18 protein-coding genes are annotated in these 18,804 nt (G+C 68.0%); 9 read left to right on the forward strand and 9 right to left on the reverse strand.

Annotated elements, in window-relative coordinates; all coding sequences use genetic code 11:
- Positions 1–138: 138 nt before the first annotated feature.
- The 5 genes from GV792_RS17620 to GV792_RS17640 all read right to left on the reverse strand — a co-directional run bounded on the left by GV792_RS17620 (position 139) and on the right by GV792_RS17640 (position 5,086).
- The gene (locus GV792_RS17620) at positions 139–591 is read right to left on the reverse strand and encodes a hypothetical protein (RefSeq protein ID WP_163825219.1); all 453 of its coding nucleotides are present in this window, start codon (positions 589–591) and stop codon (positions 139–141) included.
- A 195-nt stretch (positions 592–786) separates the two neighbouring features.
- Positions 787–1,914, reverse strand: coding sequence for a glycosyltransferase family 4 protein (locus GV792_RS17625; RefSeq protein WP_163825220.1), 1,128 nt, complete (start codon positions 1,912–1,914; stop codon positions 787–789).
- 346 nt (positions 1,915–2,260) lie between these two features.
- On the reverse strand, positions 2,261–3,268 hold the full coding sequence (locus GV792_RS17630) for a peptidase MA family metallohydrolase (protein WP_163825221.1): 1,008 nt from the start codon (positions 3,266–3,268) through the stop codon (positions 2,261–2,263).
- A 6-nt stretch (positions 3,269–3,274) separates the two neighbouring features.
- Complete coding sequence (locus tag GV792_RS17635; RefSeq protein WP_163825222.1) at positions 3,275–4,339, reverse strand: NlpC/P60 family protein; 1,065 nt, start codon at positions 4,337–4,339, stop codon at positions 3,275–3,277.
- 159 nt (positions 4,340–4,498) lie between these two features.
- Complete coding sequence (locus tag GV792_RS17640; protein WP_163825223.1) at positions 4,499–5,086, reverse strand: C40 family peptidase; 588 nt, start codon at positions 5,084–5,086, stop codon at positions 4,499–4,501.
- A 594-nt stretch (positions 5,087–5,680) separates the two neighbouring features.
- Here GV792_RS17640 and GV792_RS17645 point away from each other — a divergent pair.
- Positions 5,681–7,432 (forward strand): DEDD exonuclease domain-containing protein, encoded by a 1,752-nt coding sequence (locus tag GV792_RS17645; RefSeq protein WP_163825224.1) that lies wholly within the window; start codon positions 5,681–5,683, stop codon positions 7,430–7,432.
- Between the two features lie 40 nt (positions 7,433–7,472).
- Positions 7,473–7,748, forward strand: a complete 276-nt coding sequence (locus GV792_RS17650; protein WP_163825225.1) for an Lrp/AsnC family transcriptional regulator — start codon at positions 7,473–7,475, stop codon at positions 7,746–7,748.
- Between the two features lie 3 nt (positions 7,749–7,751).
- Here GV792_RS17650 and GV792_RS17655 read toward each other — a convergent pair whose 3' ends face one another.
- Both GV792_RS17655 and trpD read right to left on the reverse strand, forming a co-directional pair.
- On the reverse strand, positions 7,752–8,051 hold the full coding sequence (locus GV792_RS17655; protein WP_163825226.1) for a hypothetical protein: 300 nt from the start codon (positions 8,049–8,051) through the stop codon (positions 7,752–7,754).
- A 73-nt stretch (positions 8,052–8,124) separates the two neighbouring features.
- The gene (trpD, locus tag GV792_RS17660; protein WP_163825227.1) at positions 8,125–9,186 is read right to left on the reverse strand and encodes an anthranilate phosphoribosyltransferase; all 1,062 of its coding nucleotides are present in this window, start codon (positions 9,184–9,186) and stop codon (positions 8,125–8,127) included.
- Between the two features lie 239 nt (positions 9,187–9,425).
- On the opposite strand from trpD, the gene ctaE reads away from it, so the two are divergent.
- The 4 genes from ctaE to qcrB are packed head-to-tail and all read left to right on the forward strand — an operon-like array spanning position 9,426 to position 13,798.
- Positions 9,426–10,034, forward strand: coding sequence for an aa3-type cytochrome oxidase subunit III (ctaE, locus tag GV792_RS17665; RefSeq protein WP_138446638.1), 609 nt, complete (start codon positions 9,426–9,428; stop codon positions 10,032–10,034).
- Positions 10,035–10,092: 58 nt separating this feature from the next.
- The gene (qcrC, locus tag GV792_RS17670) at positions 10,093–10,956 is read left to right on the forward strand and encodes a cytochrome bc1 complex diheme cytochrome c subunit (protein ID WP_163825228.1); all 864 of its coding nucleotides are present in this window, start codon (positions 10,093–10,095) and stop codon (positions 10,954–10,956) included.
- 20 nt (positions 10,957–10,976) lie between these two features.
- On the forward strand, positions 10,977–12,158 hold the full coding sequence (qcrA, locus tag GV792_RS17675) for a cytochrome bc1 complex Rieske iron-sulfur subunit (RefSeq protein WP_375154468.1): 1,182 nt from the start codon (positions 10,977–10,979) through the stop codon (positions 12,156–12,158).
- The gene (gene qcrB, locus GV792_RS17680) at positions 12,155–13,798 is read left to right on the forward strand and encodes a cytochrome bc1 complex cytochrome b subunit (protein WP_163825229.1); all 1,644 of its coding nucleotides are present in this window, start codon (positions 12,155–12,157) and stop codon (positions 13,796–13,798) included. The genes qcrA and qcrB overlap by 4 nt, the downstream gene beginning before the upstream one ends.
- A 103-nt stretch (positions 13,799–13,901) precedes the next feature.
- Here the strand turns inward: qcrB and GV792_RS17685 are convergent, their stop codons facing one another.
- Entirely contained in the window at positions 13,902–14,390 is a 489-nt protein-coding gene (locus GV792_RS17685) for a polyadenylate-specific 3'-exoribonuclease AS (RefSeq protein WP_163825230.1), read from the reverse strand.
- A 159-nt stretch (positions 14,391–14,549) separates the two neighbouring features.
- On the opposite strand from GV792_RS17685, the gene GV792_RS17690 reads away from it, so the two are divergent.
- Positions 14,550–15,938: a class II 3-deoxy-7-phosphoheptulonate synthase gene (locus tag GV792_RS17690; protein WP_163825231.1), complete on the forward strand. Its 1,389-nt coding sequence runs from the start codon at positions 14,550–14,552 to the stop codon at positions 15,936–15,938.
- Between the two features lie 88 nt (positions 15,939–16,026).
- Here the strand turns inward: GV792_RS17690 and GV792_RS17695 are convergent, their stop codons facing one another.
- The gene (locus tag GV792_RS17695) at positions 16,027–16,395 is read right to left on the reverse strand and encodes an Rv2175c family DNA-binding protein (protein ID WP_163825232.1); all 369 of its coding nucleotides are present in this window, start codon (positions 16,393–16,395) and stop codon (positions 16,027–16,029) included.
- A 158-nt stretch (positions 16,396–16,553) separates the two neighbouring features.
- Between GV792_RS17695 and pknB the strand changes: the two genes are divergently transcribed.
- A complete protein-coding gene (gene pknB, locus GV792_RS17700) occupies positions 16,554–18,491 on the forward strand; it encodes a Stk1 family PASTA domain-containing Ser/Thr kinase (protein WP_175584509.1) in 1,938 nt (645 codons plus the stop codon).
- A 112-nt stretch (positions 18,492–18,603) separates the two neighbouring features.
- Entirely contained in the window at positions 18,604–18,804 is a 201-nt protein-coding gene (locus tag GV792_RS17705) for a cold-shock protein (protein ID WP_163825234.1), read from the forward strand.

The following is an 18,804-nucleotide window of genomic DNA, read 5'->3' on the forward strand; positions in this document are numbered from 1 at the left end:
GCCGCTGCTTGCCTTCGGCTTGCGCAGCGGCAGCGGAGACGCGAGACGGCCCGCGAACTGTGGTGTTCGGTCTCGCTTCGCTCGAACCTTGTCGGTTATCGGCCCTTGTACCAGGGCATTTGCCTGGCTGCTATTCGGCTAGACGACGGTGTACTCGGCCGAGCAGTCCAGGGTGGAGACGTGCTGCCCGTCATCGGCGACGTTGTGCACCTGTGCCACGATCGCCAGCAGTCCGGGCTTGGTCTCCGTTGGCGGCAACGTCAACGTGGTGGTACCGGCATCGATGCGGGCCTCGGCCGAGGTCGAACCGTTGCGTCCGGTGTCGATATTGGCCCAGATGACCGTGGCGGTCTGGGTGTAGGCCTGCTCGGTGTTCGATGTCGTATCGAACCGGAAGGTCACGGTTCCCGGTGCGGTGACATCCGCCGATACCTTGCTGGTCTCCACGCGGGTGGGGACATTCGGGTCCGGATAGTCGACCGTGCACACGCCGGTGAACTCAGCCTGTGCCGGGCCCGCCGTGGCGATGAGCGAGGCTGCCGACACGGCACAGAGCGCGGCGGTGGTCACGGTACGAAGAGCGCTGGGCATGCGAGGTCCATTTCTTTCGAGGGGTGGTGGCCACAAATGACGCTGGACCGGGACATCCGTCGTGCCGATGTCGCCGGCCTCGCCCTCGCGCCCCGCCGGTGTCGTCCGGCAGGGCGCGAGCGCGACACCTACGTCGTACCTCGACCGGGAATCGTTACCGCCGTGGGTAATTCGCGCGCCGTGGGAACCGGGAGATCAGCGCAGCAGGTGGCGCAGGCGAGCGCCGAGGGTATCCCAGCGCCACTGCTGTTCGACCCAGTCGCGGCCCGCGGCGCCCATGCGGGCGGCGGCTTCGGGATCAGCGAGGATACCGACAAGGGCATCGACGATCTGATCGATCTTGCGGCCGTCGACCACACGCCCGGTCTTGCCCTCGATCACGGTTTCCGGTGCGCCGCCGGAACGTCCGGCGACCACCGGAACACCGGAGGCCGAAGCCTCCAGATAGACGATGCCGAGCCCCTCGACGTCCAGGCCCGCGCCACGGGTGCGGGACGGCATGGCGAAGACGTCGGCGAGGGTGTGGTGGGCGGCCAGTTCATCCGAGCGCACCCGTCCAGTGAACACGACATCGTCGGTGACGCCGAGCGCCTCGGCCAGCCCGCGCAGCTTCTCCTCATACGGCCCGCCACCCGCGATGACCAGCACGGCGCCGTCGACACGCTCACGGATATCGCGCATTGCCACGATCAGCGCGTCCTGACCTTTGCGCGGCACCAGCCGCGACAGGCACAGAATGGTCGGCCGGTCACCGAGCCCGTAGCGTTGCCGCAGCTCGGCCCGCGCGGCGGGATCGGGGCGGAACACGTCCGGATCGACGCCCGGCGGCAGGTATTCGAGTGCCGCGTTCGGCCCGAATGCCGACGAGAACCGCGCCCGCGTGTACTTGCTGACATAGGTGACCACATCGGTGTGGTCGCCGATGACCCGCAGCGCCTGCCGAGCGCCCGGCAGCATCGACCAACCCACCTCGTGCCCGTGCGTGCTGGCAAGAATGCGTTCGGCGCCCGCACGACGCAACACCGGCGACATCACCGCCAGCGGGGCGGCCGCCCCGAACCAGACGGTGTCGCAGTTCTCGCTGCGCAACAACTTCGCCGCCCGCCGCATCACCAACGGGGTGGGCAGCATCAACGTCGTGGGGTGGCGCACCACCTGGAACTTCTGTTCGGCATCGAACTTCACATGACTGTCGCCCCGCCACCGCGGTGCATAGACGACGAGGTCGTCGGGCGGCAGCTGCCCGGCCATTGCTTGCAGATAGGACTGGATACCCCCGGGACGCGGCGGGAAATCATTGGTAACCAGCAGAGTTCGAGCCATGCCACCAACCTACTGTGTTGAATTTGCGGTGCCTGCGGCACCGCGTGTTCGCGGCCCCTTTGTGTCTCGCGTCTCCGCTGCCGCTGCTTGCCTTCGGCTTGCGCAGCGGCAGCGGCAGCGGAGACGCGAGACGGGCCGCGAACCTTATGCTCGGTCTCGCTTCGCTCGAAAACGGGGTTTACCTACCGCTGTATCGGGTTGCGTCCAGTGATCGGCAAAACCGGGCATATCGGGCCGCCTTGATGAGGCGGCTCGCCGCTGGGGGGAGATCGCTCGGTGACGCGCGAAGTCATGTCAACAGCGGTCGGGCCGCTCGGCGCAGGTGGAAGCCGGCGCCGTTTGCGCCTCACGCAGTCTGAGTACGCAACCAGCCCTGCCAGGCGGTGATGACGTCGGTGCGGGAGGTGCCGAGAACTTCGCGCATGGCCGCATCTTCGGTGGTGGAGGATTGGGGGCCGGTGGCGAGGCGGCGGTAGAGGGCTACCAAGCGGTCGTCGCCGTAGGTGTCGGCGAGGTAGGCGCAGGTCGACCAGGCCAACTCGTAGGCGGTGGCGGCGTCGGGTCCGGTGAACTCGGCGTCGGTGGGCAGGTCGGCGGGGACGGTGCCGGTGGCCAGCCGGGTGGCCAGGGTGGGGGCTATAGCGGTGAAGGAACGGTCGCGGCCGCGGTGGGCGGCGTATTCGGCGAAGCCTTCCAACAGCCACTGCGGGGAGCCGTCGACCGTTGCGGACCTGGTGGCGACGTGGGTGAGTTCGTGACGTAGCAGCGCGCGCATGCCCTCGGGATCCAGACGGCGCCCGGCGTCGGGTCCGAACACCACGCGCTGGCCGGTCGGCTGAGTGCCCGGAGTGAACGGATCCGACACTGTCGCGGCGGCGATCTCGCCCGGCAGGTCGGTGCTCGCCCGGACCAGGGCGGCGAACTCGGCAGGTGCGGTGGACACCACGACGACGGCGGCACGCGACCAGTCCGGCCCCCACAGCTCGGTGACGGCCGTGCTCGCCTCGGCGAGTTCGTCGGCGAGGATATCGACCTCACGCTGCTGCCGGGGGTGTCCGACGACCAGCGCCGGTCGGGCACCGCCGGTGACGACCTGCCGGGTCACCATCGGACCGAACGGTTCCGCGATGCGCTGGATCTCGGTCAACCGCGAATCGGTGAGTGGCAGCTGTCCGGCGACAGGCGCGGTTGTGCTGCCCGCCTTGGCGGCTCGCAACGGGGCCATCACCGAATCGGGTAGGAGGAGCAGCGCGGCACAGGTGCCGGTCAGCAGGACCACCATGAGGGTGGTGAGGCAGAACTCGAAGCGCCGTCGCTCCGACAGCCAGTTACGGACGCGCCGCACACCGCTCATGGGTGCTCAGTATCGCCTGGCCGAGTGATAAGGCGTGGAACCCATGGGCGCAACGGCGACCGGCACACCGAACGTGGAGGCGTGCAGCATCAGCCCGTTGCCCGCGTAGATGCCGACGTGGGTGATGTCCGGATAGAAGAACACGACGTCACCGGGGCGCAGATCGTCCTTGGGGACCGGCGTGCCATAGGAGGCCTGCGCGGAACTTGTGCGCGGCACATCCTTGCCGACCTGCTTGAACGCCCACTGGACCAGGCCGGAGCAGTCGAACTGGTCGGGGCCGGTGGCGCCCCAGACGTAGGGATCGCCGACGCGGGTGAGCCCGGCAGCCAACGCGCTGGTGCCGCTGCCGGGGACGAGCCCGCGCAGCAAAGTGTCGCGATCGAATCCGGGTGGGAAGGGAGAACCTGCCAGCGCCGACTTGTCCGTGGCGGACAGGGTGCCCCACGCCTCGATGACCTGCACGATCGCGCCCTGCAGGTCGGCGCGCTTACGCTCGAGGTCGCCGCGGACGCTGTTGGCCTTGTCGGCGGCGGTGCGGGCGTCGTCGGCGGCGGTGCGTGCGGTGGTTTCGGCAGCGGTCGCGGCGTCGGTGGCCTTCTTGTACTGCTGCAGCTGAATCGAGGTCTGGGTGGCCACCACGTCGAGGGTGGACATCTGGTCGAGCAGTTGCTGTGGCGAATCGCTGACGAGGACGGAGAACAGGCGGTTGGTGCGCGCGCCCTGATAGGCGGCGATCGCGGTGCGGTCGATGACCGGCTGATATTTGCGGACCTCGTCGCGGGCGGCGGTGACGGCGGCGGTGGCGGTGCCGAGCTTGGCTTCGGCGTCGCGCTGGAGGGCGAACTTGGCGTCGAAGTCGGCCTGTGCGCCGAGGGCCTGCTGGTTGAGCTGCTCGGATTCGCGGGACAGGTCGATCATCCGCTGCACCGCGTCGCTCGCTGTGGTGGGCAGCGTGGCCGGATCGGCCCCGGCGGGACCGGCCCCGTACAGCGCCACGGCGAGAAGTCCTGCCGTGATCGTCGCGCCTGACAGGCGTTTCGTCCCTCGACTGCGGTGATGTGCTGCCACTGCCTGCCGTGCCCCGTTCTCGTGTGAAGCCGCGGAAAGGTCTCGATTAGGTTACGGAACGGCGACCGTCGGTGTCCAGTGGAGCACGAACCGATCACAGTCGCCGGACCGGCCGGGGCCCGCACCGTGCGCAACGGTGCGGGCCCCGAGGGGTGCGGATCAGAAACGAACCGCGCCGGCGACCGGCATGGAGGAGATCGGTGCGAGCTGCACCGGGGTGCCAGCGGTGGAAGCGTGCACGACGTTGCCGTCACCGGCGTAGAGGCCGGAGTGGCCGCCGCCGTAGAACGAGATCACGTCGCCGGGCTGCAGCTGATCCATCGACACCGGAGCGCCCGAAGCCAGCTGGGCGCCACTGGTGCGCGGCACGTCGCGGCCGGCCTGGCGGTAGGACCACTGCACGAGGCCCGAGCAGTCGAAGGCGTTCGGGCCAGCGGCGCCGTAGACGTAGGGCGAGCCGACCTTGCTCATCGCGGCGTCGAGGGCCGACTGGCCGAGGGTCTTGGTGGGTGCGGTGAAAGGCAGCGGCGCGGGGGCGGGGATCTGCAGACCCGGCACGGCGGGCAGGCCGCCGGGGATCTGGTTCACGATGTGGTCCGGAACGTCGAAGGTGCCGACGCCGGGGACGGTGACCGGTGCCGCCGCCGCGGGAGCGGCGGGAAGCAGGAACGCGCCGATGGTGGCAGCGCCGACGGCTCCGGCCGCAACGGCACGCTTGGCCTGTCGTTTGACGGTGGTGGACGCCATGATGCGGTACTCCCAATCTGCCTCACGACGCCGCACCGGGGTGGTGGGTCGGACTCCGTGAGGTCTCGATGAGGTTACGAACCGATCACGGTGGTTTGTAAAGCCGCGAACAAGCGAAACGGCAATGGTCAACAATTCCGCCCCCGCCGCCTGCGATATGCGTCACAACAATCACGAAACGATAACGACGCGCTGTTTTTCGGTTGAGCGCGAACCGCGAACAGGCGTTACTGTAAGTAACGGTAACTCATGCCGTCTCTCGATCGACGGGGATTCCTTGCAGTTCGCGGGACATTTTCACGGGCTAGCGGTGTGGTCGCGGCGGGGCGGGCGGCCCGATCGGTGCGCGATGGGGGTGCGGCGGGTCCGCAGCGGTATGGCTGGAATCCGACACGCCCGGTGATTGATACCAACGCGGTTTCTCTGTGAGCTACGCCGCTTTTCCGCATTGAAGATCATTTCGGGGGTACCAGAACGAAAATCTCACGCGTGCAATTCGAGCATTCCGTGCCGAAACCGCGCGCCCTTGTCGGCCGAAACCACTGCTCGCCGACCGGGCCGAACGTGTCGGACCCCGGTCGTACGCTGCACGCCGTGTCCGACTCCGTCCCGCGCCGCCGCGCCGCCGCGCAATTGGCCTTCGACGAGCTCGACACCCCGCTCTATGACACCGTCTTCGTCGTCGTCGACTTGGAGACCACCGGCACCAGCCCGGAATCGGACGCCATCACCGAGATCGGTGCGGTCAAGGTGCGCGGTGGTGAGGTGCTCGGCGAATTCGCCACCCTGGTCGATCCCGGCCGCGCCATCCCGCCCGCGGTCGTCCACGTCACCGGCATCACCACCGCCATGGTGTGCGCCGCACCGCCCATCGAGGCGGTGCTGCCCGGCTTCCTCGAGTTCGCCAAGGGTGCGGTGCTCGTCGCCCACAACGCGCGGTTCGATATGGCGTTCCTGCGCGCCGCGGCGGCCCGGTGTGAGACGCCGTGGCCCGCCGCCCAGGTGGTGTGCACGGTCCGGCTCGCCCGGCGGGTGCTGGCCCGCGACGAGGCGCCGTCGGTGCGGTTGAGCGCGCTGGCCCGGCTGCTCGGCGCGAGCACTCAGCCGACCCACCGCGCCCTCGCCGACGCCAGGGCCACCGTCGATGTGCTGCACGCGCTGATGGCGCGGGTGGGCAATCAAGGCGTGCACAGCCTCACCGAGCTGATCGACTACCTGCCCGACGTCACCTCGGGTCAACGCGCCAAACGAGGGCTGGCGGCGGACCTGCCCGCGCGTCCTGGCGTCTATCTGTTCCGCGGTCCGTCCGATGAAGTCCTCTATATAGGGACGGCGGTGAATCTGCGCCGCCGCGTCCGCACCTACTTCACAGGTTCGGAGACTCGCGGGCGGATGAAGGAGATGGTCTCGCTGGCCACCCGCATCGACCATGTCGAATGCGCGCACGGACTCGAGGCGGGGGTGCGGGAGCTGCGGTTGCTGGTCGCGCACGCACCGCCCTACAACCGGCGGTCCAAATTTCCCAAGCGCGGCTGGTGGATCACCCTCACCGACGAACCGTTTCCGCGCTTCGCCATCGTCCGCAATCCGACCGTCGATGCCCTCGGCCCGTTCGGCGGCCGGGCCGACGCGGCCGATGTGGCGGCGACGATCGCCGAGTTCAGTGGGCTCCGCACCTGCACAACTCGCTTGTCGCGCACGGCAATTCACGACTGCCCGCCCGCAGTGGTCGGCGGCTGTCCGGCCGCGGCCGGCGGGATACCCCTTAATAATAAGGAATACGCGCGGGCGCCGGACTCGGTACGCACGCTGTTCGCGGGCACCGATGACGCAGGCCTTCGAGCGATGCTCGAACGGATCCGAACCCACTCCCGCGCAGAGCATTTCGAGGCAGCGGCGCGCTCACGTGACCGTGCGGTGACGGTGATCCGCGCGCTGTATCGCACCCAGCGGCTGGCCGCGGTTGCCCGCATCGCCGAACTCGTCGCCGCCCACCCCGATGGGGGCGGCGGCTGGGAGTTCGCGGTGATCCGCCATGGGCGCCTGGCGGGCGCGGGGACGGCGCTCAGGGGAGTGGCGCCCATGCCGGTGGTGGAACGGATCGTGGCGGCCGCGGAGACGGTCGTCTGTGACGACGATCTGTCACCATTGCGTGGCGGGTCACCGGAGGAGATCGGTCTGGTGGCGCGCTGGCTGGCCCGGCCGGGTGTGCGCATCGTCCGTACCAGTGCCGGCTACTGGGAGCCGCTACACGGTGCGGGCCGTCGGCTCGCCTGGGCGGCAGCGGCCGAGGCGGCGGCAGCGTCGGAATCGGAGGCCGAGGACTACGCGCGAGTCTCCGGCTGACCGCGACTGTGCCGTGGCCCGAACGCTTAGGGTTGATCCCATGATTACCGCCATCGTCATGATCCACGCCGCCAACGCCCGGATTCCCGAAACCGCTCAGGCGGTCGCCGACATCGAGGGCGTCAGCGAGGTCTACTCGTGCGCGGGCGATGTCGACCTCATCGCGGTGGTCCGCGTGCGCGACCACGAGCAGATCGCCGAGGTGGTGACCGGCCGGATCGATAAGACCGACGGTGTCGTGCGCACGACCACGCACATCGCGTTCAAGTCGTACTCGCGCGCCGATGTCGAGGCGGGGTTCTCGCTGGGCGAATGAGGCTCAGGGGACCTGGATGGACGCGCCGGTGACCGTGCGGACCTCACGTGAGGCCAGGGTGGCGGTTATCTCGCCGCGGCAGCCGCGCCCGTAGTAGATGGTCACCGGGACGTCGGTGTGGTTCTCCAGCCTCAGCGTGCGGGCACCACCGCCGACCTCGACGCAGCCCGACGGATTGTGATGCACGGTGCCGTCGACCACCAGCCCGCCGCGCGCGGCCCCTGCGGGCCCGGCGCCGAGGACCGTCGCCGCCGCGAGTGTGGCGAGCAGAGCGCCGGAAACCACGGGCACACCGGGACTCATGCCTACCTCCAGACGACGATCGGACCGCGCAACTGTATAGCCCCGGCCGAAAGTTTGCTGGATAGGCCGCCGATCAGGAGTCGCCGAGCGTGTTGGTGAGCTTCGCCCACCGATCCAGCAGCGCCGCCGCTTGTCCGCTGTCGATCGCGGCGGCGGCCCGCTCGATCCCCGCGGCGAGCTGACCGTCCAGGTCGGCCTCCGGGTTCCCCGTTCCCTGGGACAGGTCGTAGGCCACGATGGCCGCCGCGGAGTTGATCAGCACCGCGTCGCGTACCGCGCCGGGCGTCCCTGCCAGCACATCACGTGCCACACCGGCGTTGACCTGCGCGTCTCCGCCGCGCAGTGCATCCAGGTCGACGCGCGGGAAGCCGAAGCGGGTCGGGTCGATGGTCGCCTCACGCATCCGGCCGTCCGAGACGATCCAGGCATCGGTGGTGTCGGAGGTGGTGATCTCATCGAGTCCGTCGTTACCGCGCACCACCAGCGCGCTGCTGCCGCGCCCGGCGAATACACCGGCGATCGTCGGAAGCAGATCGGCGAAGGCACAACCCACCAGGCCCGCGCGCGGCTGTGCCGGGTTGGTGAGCGGTCCGAGCACGTTGAACACGGTCGGAATGCCGATCTCTTTACGCGCGGGCCCCGCGAACCGCAGGGCGGGATGGAACAGCGGTGCGAAACAGAACCCGATGCCGACCTCGCGCACACAGCGGGCCACCGATTCCGGGCCGAGGGCCAGCCGCACACCGAGCGCCTCGAGCACGTCGGCGCCGCCGCTCTTGGAGGTGGCCGCCCGGTTGCCGTGCTTGATGACCGGGACACCCGCCGCCGCGACCACGATCGAGGACATGGTGGAGATATTCACCGAGCCCGAACGGTCACCGCCGGTACCGACGATGTCCACCGCGTCGCCGTCGATGTGAACGAGCCTGGCGTGCCCGAGCATGCCGGTGGCGAGCCCGGTCAGCTCCGGCGAGGTGGGGCCCTTGATCTTCATCGCGACACCGAATGCGGCGATCTGCGCCTGCGTCGCATTGTCGGAGAAGATTTCGTTGATCACCCATTCGGTGTCGTCCGCGGTCAGGTCGCCACCGTCGGCAAGGGTGCCGAGCACCTGGGGCCAGCTGCGCACGCTCATCAACATCTCCCATCACACTGGTACGCCCACCAGTCTCGTAGGCAACAACCCTAATGCGCCCACCCGGACGCGGTCTCCCGATATCCGCCCGCGACCCCCCGCACACGTCCCCTGAACTTGATCTTCGCGACCGATTTCCCGGCGTTGTCCCTGGAAGGGGCACCACGAAATCCGACACGCACGGGCAAGTTTCGTACCCGGGTACTCCTGTCGTACTACGACGAGTCATACTTACCCCCGTGACGACCGCAGTAGGCACCCCAGGATCGGCCATTACCCAGCGTGTGCATTCGCTGAACCGGCCCAACATGGTCAGTGTCGGCACCATCATCTGGCTGTCCAGTGAGCTGATGTTCTTCGCCGGCCTGTTCGCGATGTACTTCGTCGCGCGTGCTCAGTCGACCGAATGGCCGCCGGAGCCGACCGAGCTGAACATGAAGCTGGCCGTTCCGGTCACCGCCGTGCTGATCGCGTCGTCGTTCACCTGCCAGCTGGGTGTCTTCGCCGCGGAGCGCGGTGACGTCTTCGGCCTGCGCCGTTGGTACGTCCTCACCCTCGCTATGGGCACCTTCTTCGTGCTCGGCCAGGGTTACGAGTACTACAACCTCGTCCACGAGGGCACCTCGATCTCGAGCAGCTCCTACGGCTCGGTGTTCTACATCACCACCGGGTTCCACGGCCTGCACGTCATCGGTGGTCTGATCGCGTTCGTGTTCCTGCTGGTGCGCACCAAGCTGAGTAAGTTCACTCCGGCGCAGGCCACCGCCGCGATCGTCGTGTCCTACTACTGGCACTTCGTCGACATCGTCTGGATCGGGCTGTTCGCCACGATCTACTTCGTCCGCTGACCCGGGCTCAGTGGAAGCTTTTGCACAAGTCGGTTCCGTCTACTCCAAAGGGACACAGATGAGTTCATCTCCCCCATCAGCGCCAGAGCCCGCCAGCCCCGGGCACGGCCAGGCCAGCAAGACGCGCAGGCAGCGCCGCGTCCGCCGCCGCATCGCGGGCGGGCTCGCGCTTCTGGTGGGTCTCGTCGGAGCCGGCTTCCTCGCCTCGGCCCTCACCCCCGAGCCGCAGATCGCGACGGCGAACGAGGACAAGTCGGCACTGATCCGCGAGGGCCAGCAGCTGTACGACACCTCGTGCATCACCTGCCACGGCGCGAACCTGCAGGGTGTGCAGGATCGCGGACCAAGCCTGATCGGCGTCGGCGAGGCCGCGGTGTACTTCCAGGTGTCCTCCGGTCGTATGCCGATGACGCGCAACGAGGCACAGGCCGAGCGCAAGCCCGCCAAGTTCGACGCCCACCAGACCGACGCCATCGGCGCCTACGTGGCCGCCAACGGTGGCGGCCCGACGGTCATCCGCAACGCCGACGGCACGGTCGCCCAGGAATCGCTGCGTGGCGCGGACATCGCCCGCGGTAGCGAGCTGTTCCGCATGAACTGCGCCTCCTGCCACAACTTCACCGGCCGCGGTGGCGCGCTGTCGTCCGGTAAGTACGCGCCGCCGCTCGAGCCCGCGTCCGAGCAGCAGATCTACGCCGCGATGCTGACCGGCCCGCAGAACATGCCGAAGTTCTCCGACCGGCAGCTGAGCCCGGAGGAGAAGCGCGACATCGTCGCCTACGTCAAGGACTCGGTGGAGGCCAATTCGCCCGGCGGCTACGGCCTCGGCGGTTTCGGCCCCGCGACCGAAGGCCTGGCCATCTGGGTGGTCGGCATCGTGCTGACCGTCGGCGCCGCGATGTGGATCGGATCGAGGTCATGACAGACAAGGAGCGAGACGACATGGGGCGCCCGGATGAGGGATCCAGTGCCGAGCTGTCGAAGGAGACGGTGAAGCCCACCGGTCACGCCGCCGCGGAGCCCACCGAGGCCGAGCTGGACGCGATGTCGCGGGACGACCTGGTCAAACTCGGCACCGAAATGGACGGCGTCGACGTCGCCTACCGGCGTGAGCGGTTCCCGGTTCCGGGTACCCGCGCCGAGAAGCGCGCCGAGCGTCAGGTGGCGCTGTGGTTCGCCATCTCGGGTCTGGCCGCGGCCGCACTGGTCGGTGTCTTCCTGTTCTGGCCGTGGGAGTACAAGGGCAAAGAGTCCGAAGGACACGACCTGTACTCGCTGGCCACGCCGCTGTACGGCATCACCTTCGGTGTCTCGATCCTCGCGATCGGCATCGCGGTCGTGTTGATCCGCAAGAAGTTCATCCCGGCCGAGCTATCGATCCAGGAGCGCCACGACGGCCGTTCCAGTGAGGTCGACCGCAGGACGCTGGTCGCCCAGCTGTCGGATGCCGGGGATACCTCCACGCTGGGTCGTCGCAAGCTGATCACCCGCACCGCGGGCGCCGGTCTCGGCGTCGTCGGTCTCGGATCGGCCGCGCTGTTCGTCGGCGGCATGATCAAGAACCCGTGGGCCAAGGGCGACAAGTCGCCGCTGTGGGTGTCGGGCTGGACCCCGGACTGGGAGGGCCAGACCATCTACCTGCGTCGCGACACCGGCCGTCCCGAGGACATCGTGCTGGTGCGCCCGGAGGATCTGGACGCGGGCGGCATGGAGACGGTCTTCCCGTGGAAGGAAGCCTGGCGGGGCGACGAGCACGAGACCCTGCAGTCGCTGCGTGGCATCCGCAACGCCGTCATGCTGATCCGCCTGCGCACCGAAGATGCGCAGAAGGCCATCAAGCGTAAGGGCCAGGAGAGCTTCAACTTCGGCGACTACTTCGCCTACTCGAAGATCTGCACCCACCTCGGCTGCCCGACCTCGCTCTACGAGCAGCAGACCAACCGGATCCTGTGCCCCTGCCACCAGTCGCAGTTCTCGGCGACCGAGTGGGGTAAGCCAGTCTTCGGTCCTGCCGCGCGGGCGCTGCCGCAGCTGCCGATCACCGTCAACTCCGAGGGCTTCCTGGTCGCCGCGAGCGACTTCATCGAGCCGCTCGGCCCGGCCTTCTGGGAGCGTCGTTCATGAGTTCTGGAACAGCAATCGGCCGGAAGGTCGGTGCCCACGCCGACGCCGTGGACGAGCGGTACCGCGCTGCCGCGTTCATGCGCCGGTCGATCAACAAGGTCTTTCCGACCCACTGGTCATTCCTGCTCGGTGAGATCGCGCTGTACGCGTTCATCATCCTGCTGCTGTCGGGTGTGTACCTGACGCTGTACTTCGACCCGTCGATGAGCCACGTCGTCTACGACGGTGCCTACCAGCCGTTGCGCGGTGTTGGCATGTCGCGGGCCTATGAGACGGCGCTGAACATCTCCTTCGAGGTGCGTGGCGGTCTGTTCGTACGCCAGGTGCATCACTGGGCGGCGCTGCTGTTCGCGGCCTCGATCATCGTGCACCTGCTGCGCATCTTCTTCACCGGCGCGTTCCGCAAACCGCGTGAGGCGAACTGGGTGATCGGTTCGCTGCTGCTGATCCTGGCGATGTTCGAGGGCTTCTTCGGCTACTCGCTGCCCGACGACCTGCTCTCGGGTACCGGCCTGCGGGCCGCGTTCTCCGGTATCACCATCGGTGTGCCGGTGGTGGGTACCTGGTTGCACTGGTTGATGTTCGGCGGCGACTTCCCCGGTGAGATCATCATCCCGCGTCTGTACATCGCGCACGTGCTGCTGTTCCCCGGCATCATGCTCGCGCTGATCGCGGCGCACGTGGCCATCGTCTGGTACCAGAAGCACACCCAGTTCCCCGGCCCCGGCCGGACCGAGAACAACGTCGTCGGTGCTCGCATCGTCCCGGTGTTCGCGGCGGATCAGGGCGCGTTCTTCGCCTTCACCCTCGGCTTCGTCGGCATCATGGGTGGTGTCCTGCAGATCAACCCGATCTGGAACCTCGGCCCGTACAACCCGTCGCAGGTGTCGGCCGGTTCGCAGCCCGACTTCTACATGATGTGGACCGACGGTTTGGCACGTCTGATGCCGCCGTGGGAGCTCTACCTGGGTCGCTACACGGTCCCGGCCGTGTTCTGGGTCGCGTTGGTCATGGGCCTGGTGTTCACGCTGCTGATCGCCTACCCGTGGATCGAGAAGCGGCTGACCAAGGACACCGCGAACCACAACCTGTTGCAGCGTCCGCGTGACGTGCCGGTGCGTACCGCGATCGGTGCCATGGCGATCACCTTCTACGTGATCTTGACCCTGGCCTGCGTCAACGACATCATCGCGCTGAAGTTCAACATCTCGCTGAACGCGACCACCTGGGTCGGTCGTATCGGTCTGCTGCTCGGGCCGCCGATCGCGTACTTCCTGACCTACCGGTTCTGCCTCGGTCTGCAGCGCAGCGACCGAGCAGTGCTCGAGCACGGCATCGAGACCGGCGTGATCAAGCGGCTGCCGCACGGTGAGTACATCGAGGTGCACCAGCCACTGGGTCCGGTCGACGAGCACGGCCACCCGATCCCGCTGGAGTACCAGGGTGCTCCGGTGCCCAAGAAGATGAACCAGCTCGGTTCGGCCGGCCAGCCGGGTACCGGCAGTTTCATGCGGGCCGACCCGTGGCAGGAAAGCGAGCAGCACTTCGCCACCGAGTTGGAGGAGGAGCACAAGCAGCTCGCCGTCCTGAAGAAGGCACAGGACAACGCCAACGGCAATGGTGGCAAGCACAGCCACTGATCGCTGAACGCGAAGCAGGCCCCGAGTCGATGCGACTCGGGGCCTGCTGTTCGTTATGCGCACTATGGCCGTAGCGCAACTCGTAAGGGGCGGCGTACGGCCCTCAGCGGCGGCGCGCAGCCTCGATCGCCTCGTACTTGGCCAAGTTGTGGCGGGCATCGGCGAGCGCGTCGTGGGCGTCGGCGGGGATCGGCGGCAGTTCCGGCCGTCCGTGGGCATCCCAGTGCTGACGCAGTTCGTTGGTGTAGCGGGGCAGCGCGGGCGGCAGATCCACCATCGACCCCCACAGCTGGCACAACACCACATGGTCGTAGGCCCCCACCCAGGCCCACAGCTCGGGTCGCACCGTCGGGCGCGGCACCAGGAACTTGTAGAGCTCGTCGCGGATCTGCCTGCGGCTGCGCCACAGCGGTGACGACGGCGACGGCAGCTTGGGTAGCACGTTCTTACGCACCCACGGCCCGGCGCGCTCGGCATCGAATTCGGTGGATACGGCGTAATATTCGCGGCCGTCCTCGCTGACCACCGCGATCGATACCAAGTCGATCACCTTCCCGTCCTCGATGAATTCCGCATCGTAGAAGTACTTCACAAAGCCGGTCTCCTCCCGAAAATTGGTCCGCCCGAGGGTACGGCCTGGTGGTATGCCGACCGAACGACGGCCCGCCCGAACACCGGGTGCGGCACCACCCGGAAGCGAAGTTGGCCGCGCGGATGCCCGGTGCCGGGAGTAAGTCCGTATTCTGAACGGGTGAACTGGACCGTCGACGTACCCATCGATCGTTTGCCCGAGCTGCCGCCGCTGCCCGCGCAGCTGCGCAAGCGGCTGGACGACGCGCTGGCTCGGCCCGCGTTGCAGCAGCCGTCCTGGGATGCCGGGCAGGCGGCGTCGATGCGGACCGTGCTGGAGAGCGTCCCGCCGATCTGCGTACCGGCCGAGGTGGAGGAGCTGCGCGAGCGGCTGGCCGAGGTGGCGCGTGGTGAGGCCTTCCTGCTCCAGGGCGGTGACTGCGCGGAGACCTTCGCCGACAACACCGAGCCGCATATCCGCGGCAATATCCGCACCCTGTTGCAGATGGCGGTGGTGCTCACCTACGGAGCGAGCCTGCCGGTGGTGAAGGTGGCGCGGATCGCGGGCCAGTACGCGAAGCCACGCTCTTCCGATACCGATTCTCTCGGCCTCAAGTCCTACCGTGGCGACATGGTCAACTCGCTGGCCGCCGACGCCGCGCTGCGTGAGCACGACCCGTCGCGGCTGGTGCGCGCCTACGCCAACGCCAGCGCCGCGATGAATCTGGTGCGCGCCCTGACCGACGCGGGCATGGCCGATCTGCACCGGGTGCACGACTGGAACCGCGACTTCGTCGCCCAGTCCCCGGCGGGCGCCCGCTATGAGGCGCTGGCCGAGGAGATCGACCGCGGCCTGCGGTTCATGACCGCCTGCCGGGTCAACGATCCGAGCTTGCAGTCGGCGCGCATCTACGCCAGCCACGAGGCCCTTGTCCTCGATTACGAACGCGCCATGCTGCGCCTGGGGGAGAGCCCCGCGACCGGTGAACCGGTGCTCTACGACCTGTCGGCGCACTTCCTGTGGATCGGTGAGCGCACCCGTCAGCTCGAAGGGGCGCATATCGCGTTCGCGGAACTGCTGGCGAACCCGATCGGCCTCAAGATCGGGCCGACCACAACGCCCGATCAGGCCGTGGAGTACGTCGAGCGGCTCGACCCGAACAACGAGCCAGGCCGGTTGACCATCGTCTCGCGGATGGGCAACGGCAAGGTCCGCGAGGTGCTGCCGCCGATCATCGAGAAGGTTCAGGCCACCGGTCACCAGGTGATCTGGCAGTGCGACCCGATGCACGGCAACACCCACGAATCGTCCACCGGTTTCAAGACCCGCCACTTCGACCGTGTCGTCGACGAGGTGCAGGGCTTCTTCGAGGTGCACCACGCTCTCGGCACCCATCCCGGTGGTCTGCACATCGAGCTGACCGGCGAGGACGTCACCGAATGCCTCGGTGGCGCTCAGGACATCTCCGATCTGGATCTGTCCGGACGCTACGAAACCGCCTGCGACCCGCGCTTGAACACCCAGCAGTCGTTGGAGCTGGCGTTCCTGGTCGCGGAGATGCTGCGCTGAGTTCGGTTCCGGTGCGCCTCGCCCTCAGGTGAGGCGCACCGTGCCAGGACAGATTGCTCGAACGGTAGACGGGGCTGTACCGGGTCGGTCAGAACGGGTCGGCCGCCGCGCGACGCAGCACCTCGCGGGCCAAAGGCCCGTGCAGCGCCTCGACCGGCTTACCGGGCAGGCTGTCGTCGTCGGTGAAGATCCACTCCAGGATCTCCTCGTCGGTGTACTTCGAATCACGCATGACGGTGATCAACCCGGGAAGGAACCTGGTCACGGTGCCGTCCTGGTCGAAGAAGAGTTCCGGCACACCGGCGACTCCGTCGCGGCGGACGGCCAGGAGTTGATGGTCGCGCAGCATCTGATGCACCCTGGTCACCACGATGCCGAGCCGTTCTGCCACATCGGGTAGTGGCACCAGGGTCACCGAGGCGGGCAGAACATCGTCACTGCAGGGAAATGCGCTCACCCGGATAACGGTAGACGCTGCACTCACCACGTCGTGAGACACCCGGGGGCGTTCGGTCGATACCATCGTGGGGGCCGCAGGGCGCGGCTGCTCTTGTCGCGCGCAGCGAGGGGTGGAGAGGGTTTGTGAAAGCCGGAGGACATCAATTGATCGGCCACATGCTGGAAGGGCGCTACCGCATCGATGCGCCGATCGCTCGGGGTGGGATGTCCATGGTGTTCCGGGGCGAGGACACGCGTCTGGATCGCCCGGTCGCCATCAAGGTGATGGATCCCAAATTCGCCGGTGATCCACAGTTCCTGTCCCGGTTCGAGTTCGAGGCCCGCGCGGTCGCCAAGCTGAAACACCCGTCGCTGGTCGCGGTGTACGACCAGGGGGTCGACGGCGATCATCCATTCCTGATCATGGAGTTGGTCGAGGGCGGCACCCTGCGTGAGCTGCTGCGCGAACGCGGCCCCATGCCACCACATGCGGTGCGGGCGGTGGCCGAGCCGGTGCTGGCGGCGATCGGTGTCGCCCACGCGGCCGGGTTGGTGCATCGCGACATCAAACCGGAGAACGTGCTGATCTCCGATTCCGGCGAGGTCAAGATCGCCGACTTCGGGCTGGTGCGCGCTGTCGCGGCGGCCAACACCACCTCGGCGAGCGTCATCCTCGGAACCGCCGCCTACCTGTCGCCGGAACAGGTCACCTCCGGCACCGCCGATGCACGCAGCGATGTGTACTCCTTCGGCATCTTGATCTTCGAACTGCTCACCGGGCAGGTCCCGTTCACCGGTGACACCTCGCTGTCGGTGGCCTATCAGCGCATCGAGAAAGATGTGCCGAGCCCGAGCCAGTTCATCGCCGGTGTGCCGCCGGAATTCGACGCGTTCATCGCGCGCGCCACCGCCCGCGAGCCCTCGCACCGGTTCGCCGACGCCAACGAGATGGTCGCCGAACTGCGTGCGATCAGCGCGCTGCTGGACCTGCCCGCCTATCGGGTGCCCGCGCCGCAGGAGTCCGCCGAACATCTCAGTTCCTCGTACCGGGCGGTCCCGCCGCCGGACAGCCCTCGTCCTCCCGAGCAGCGCCCGCATCCGGTGCCCGCCCCGCCACAGCACACCAAGGTGGTGACCGCGCAACGGCCGCGCACCGATTTCGAGGCGCCACCGCCACCGCAGCAGCTGCGGCCGCACCCGCACTCGGCGCCGGCGCCGGCCTTCATCGATGACCGGCAGCGGTCCAGGCGTACCGCGGCGGTGTGGATCGCCATTGTCGCCGTGCTGACGCTGCTGGTCGGTCTCGGCGGCTGGTGGCTCGGTGTCGGCCGGTACGAGGCGGTGCCGAGTATCGCGGGTATGGACGTCGACCGCGCGACCTCAGTGCTCAGCGGCGCCGGATTCGAGACCACGACCCGGCAGAAGGCCTCCGACACCATCCCGGTGGGCGGCGTGGTCGGCAGCGATCCGTCGGCGGGCTCACGGGTCACCAAGGGATCGACGGTCGCCGTGCTGATCTCCAGCGGTAAACCGCGGGTCCCCGAGCTGGCGCCCGGCGCCGATATCTCCGAGGTCAACCAGCTGATCCGGGACCAGGGGTTGCAGCCGGTGAACGCCGGTGACGCGCCGAGTGCCGCTCCGGAGGGCACCCTCGCCAAGGTCGAGCCCGCGCCCGGCACAGTGCTGCCGATGGGCGCGCAGGTGAAGGTGTACAGCAGTAAGGGCTCGCGGCCGGTGCAGCTGCCCGACCTGCGTGGGAAGACCACCGCCGAGGCCGAGCAGATGCTCACCGATCTCGGTATCACCGTCGGCGAGCACCGCCCGCGGTTCGACCGCGGCGTTGCCGCGGGCCAGGTCGTCGGCACCGATCCCGAGGCGGGCACCACGGTCGATGCGGGGACGTCGGTGGTTCTGCTCGTCTCCGATGCGGTGAAGATGCCCGAGGTGCTCGGGAAGTCGGTCGCCGAGGCTCGCGAGGTGCTCGAGGAGCTCGGCCTGACGGTTCAGGTCCGTCAGCTGGCTCCGTTGGACTCCTCGGTGGTCGTCTCGCAGACTCCGTCGGTGAACGCCAACGTGCAAGAGGGCGCCACCGTCACCATCGTCGCTCTTCCATGACCGGCCGACTCGCCCGGAACGCCGCCGGTCCGAGCCTCGTCCGAAACGATGCGCGGGCGCATGGTGATGTACCGGGTAGGGCTGGGGATGGTGTTCGAGGAGGAAATGTCTGATGGTGCGAGGCACCGTGCGATGGTTCGACCGAGAAAAAGGATTCGGGTTCATTGCCCGCGCCGGTGGGGATGACGTGTTCGTCGAGTACTCGGTAATCCTTGGGGAGGGCTTCCGGTCCTTGGAGGCCGGCCAGCAGGTCGAGTTCGATGTGGAGGAGGCACGGCGAGGGCCGGAGGCTCGGGCGGTCCGGCCGGTCTGA

The organism is Nocardia cyriacigeorgica, assembly GCF_010868145.1.
Lineage (GTDB): Bacteria > Actinomycetota > Actinomycetes > Mycobacteriales > Mycobacteriaceae > Nocardia > Nocardia cyriacigeorgica_D.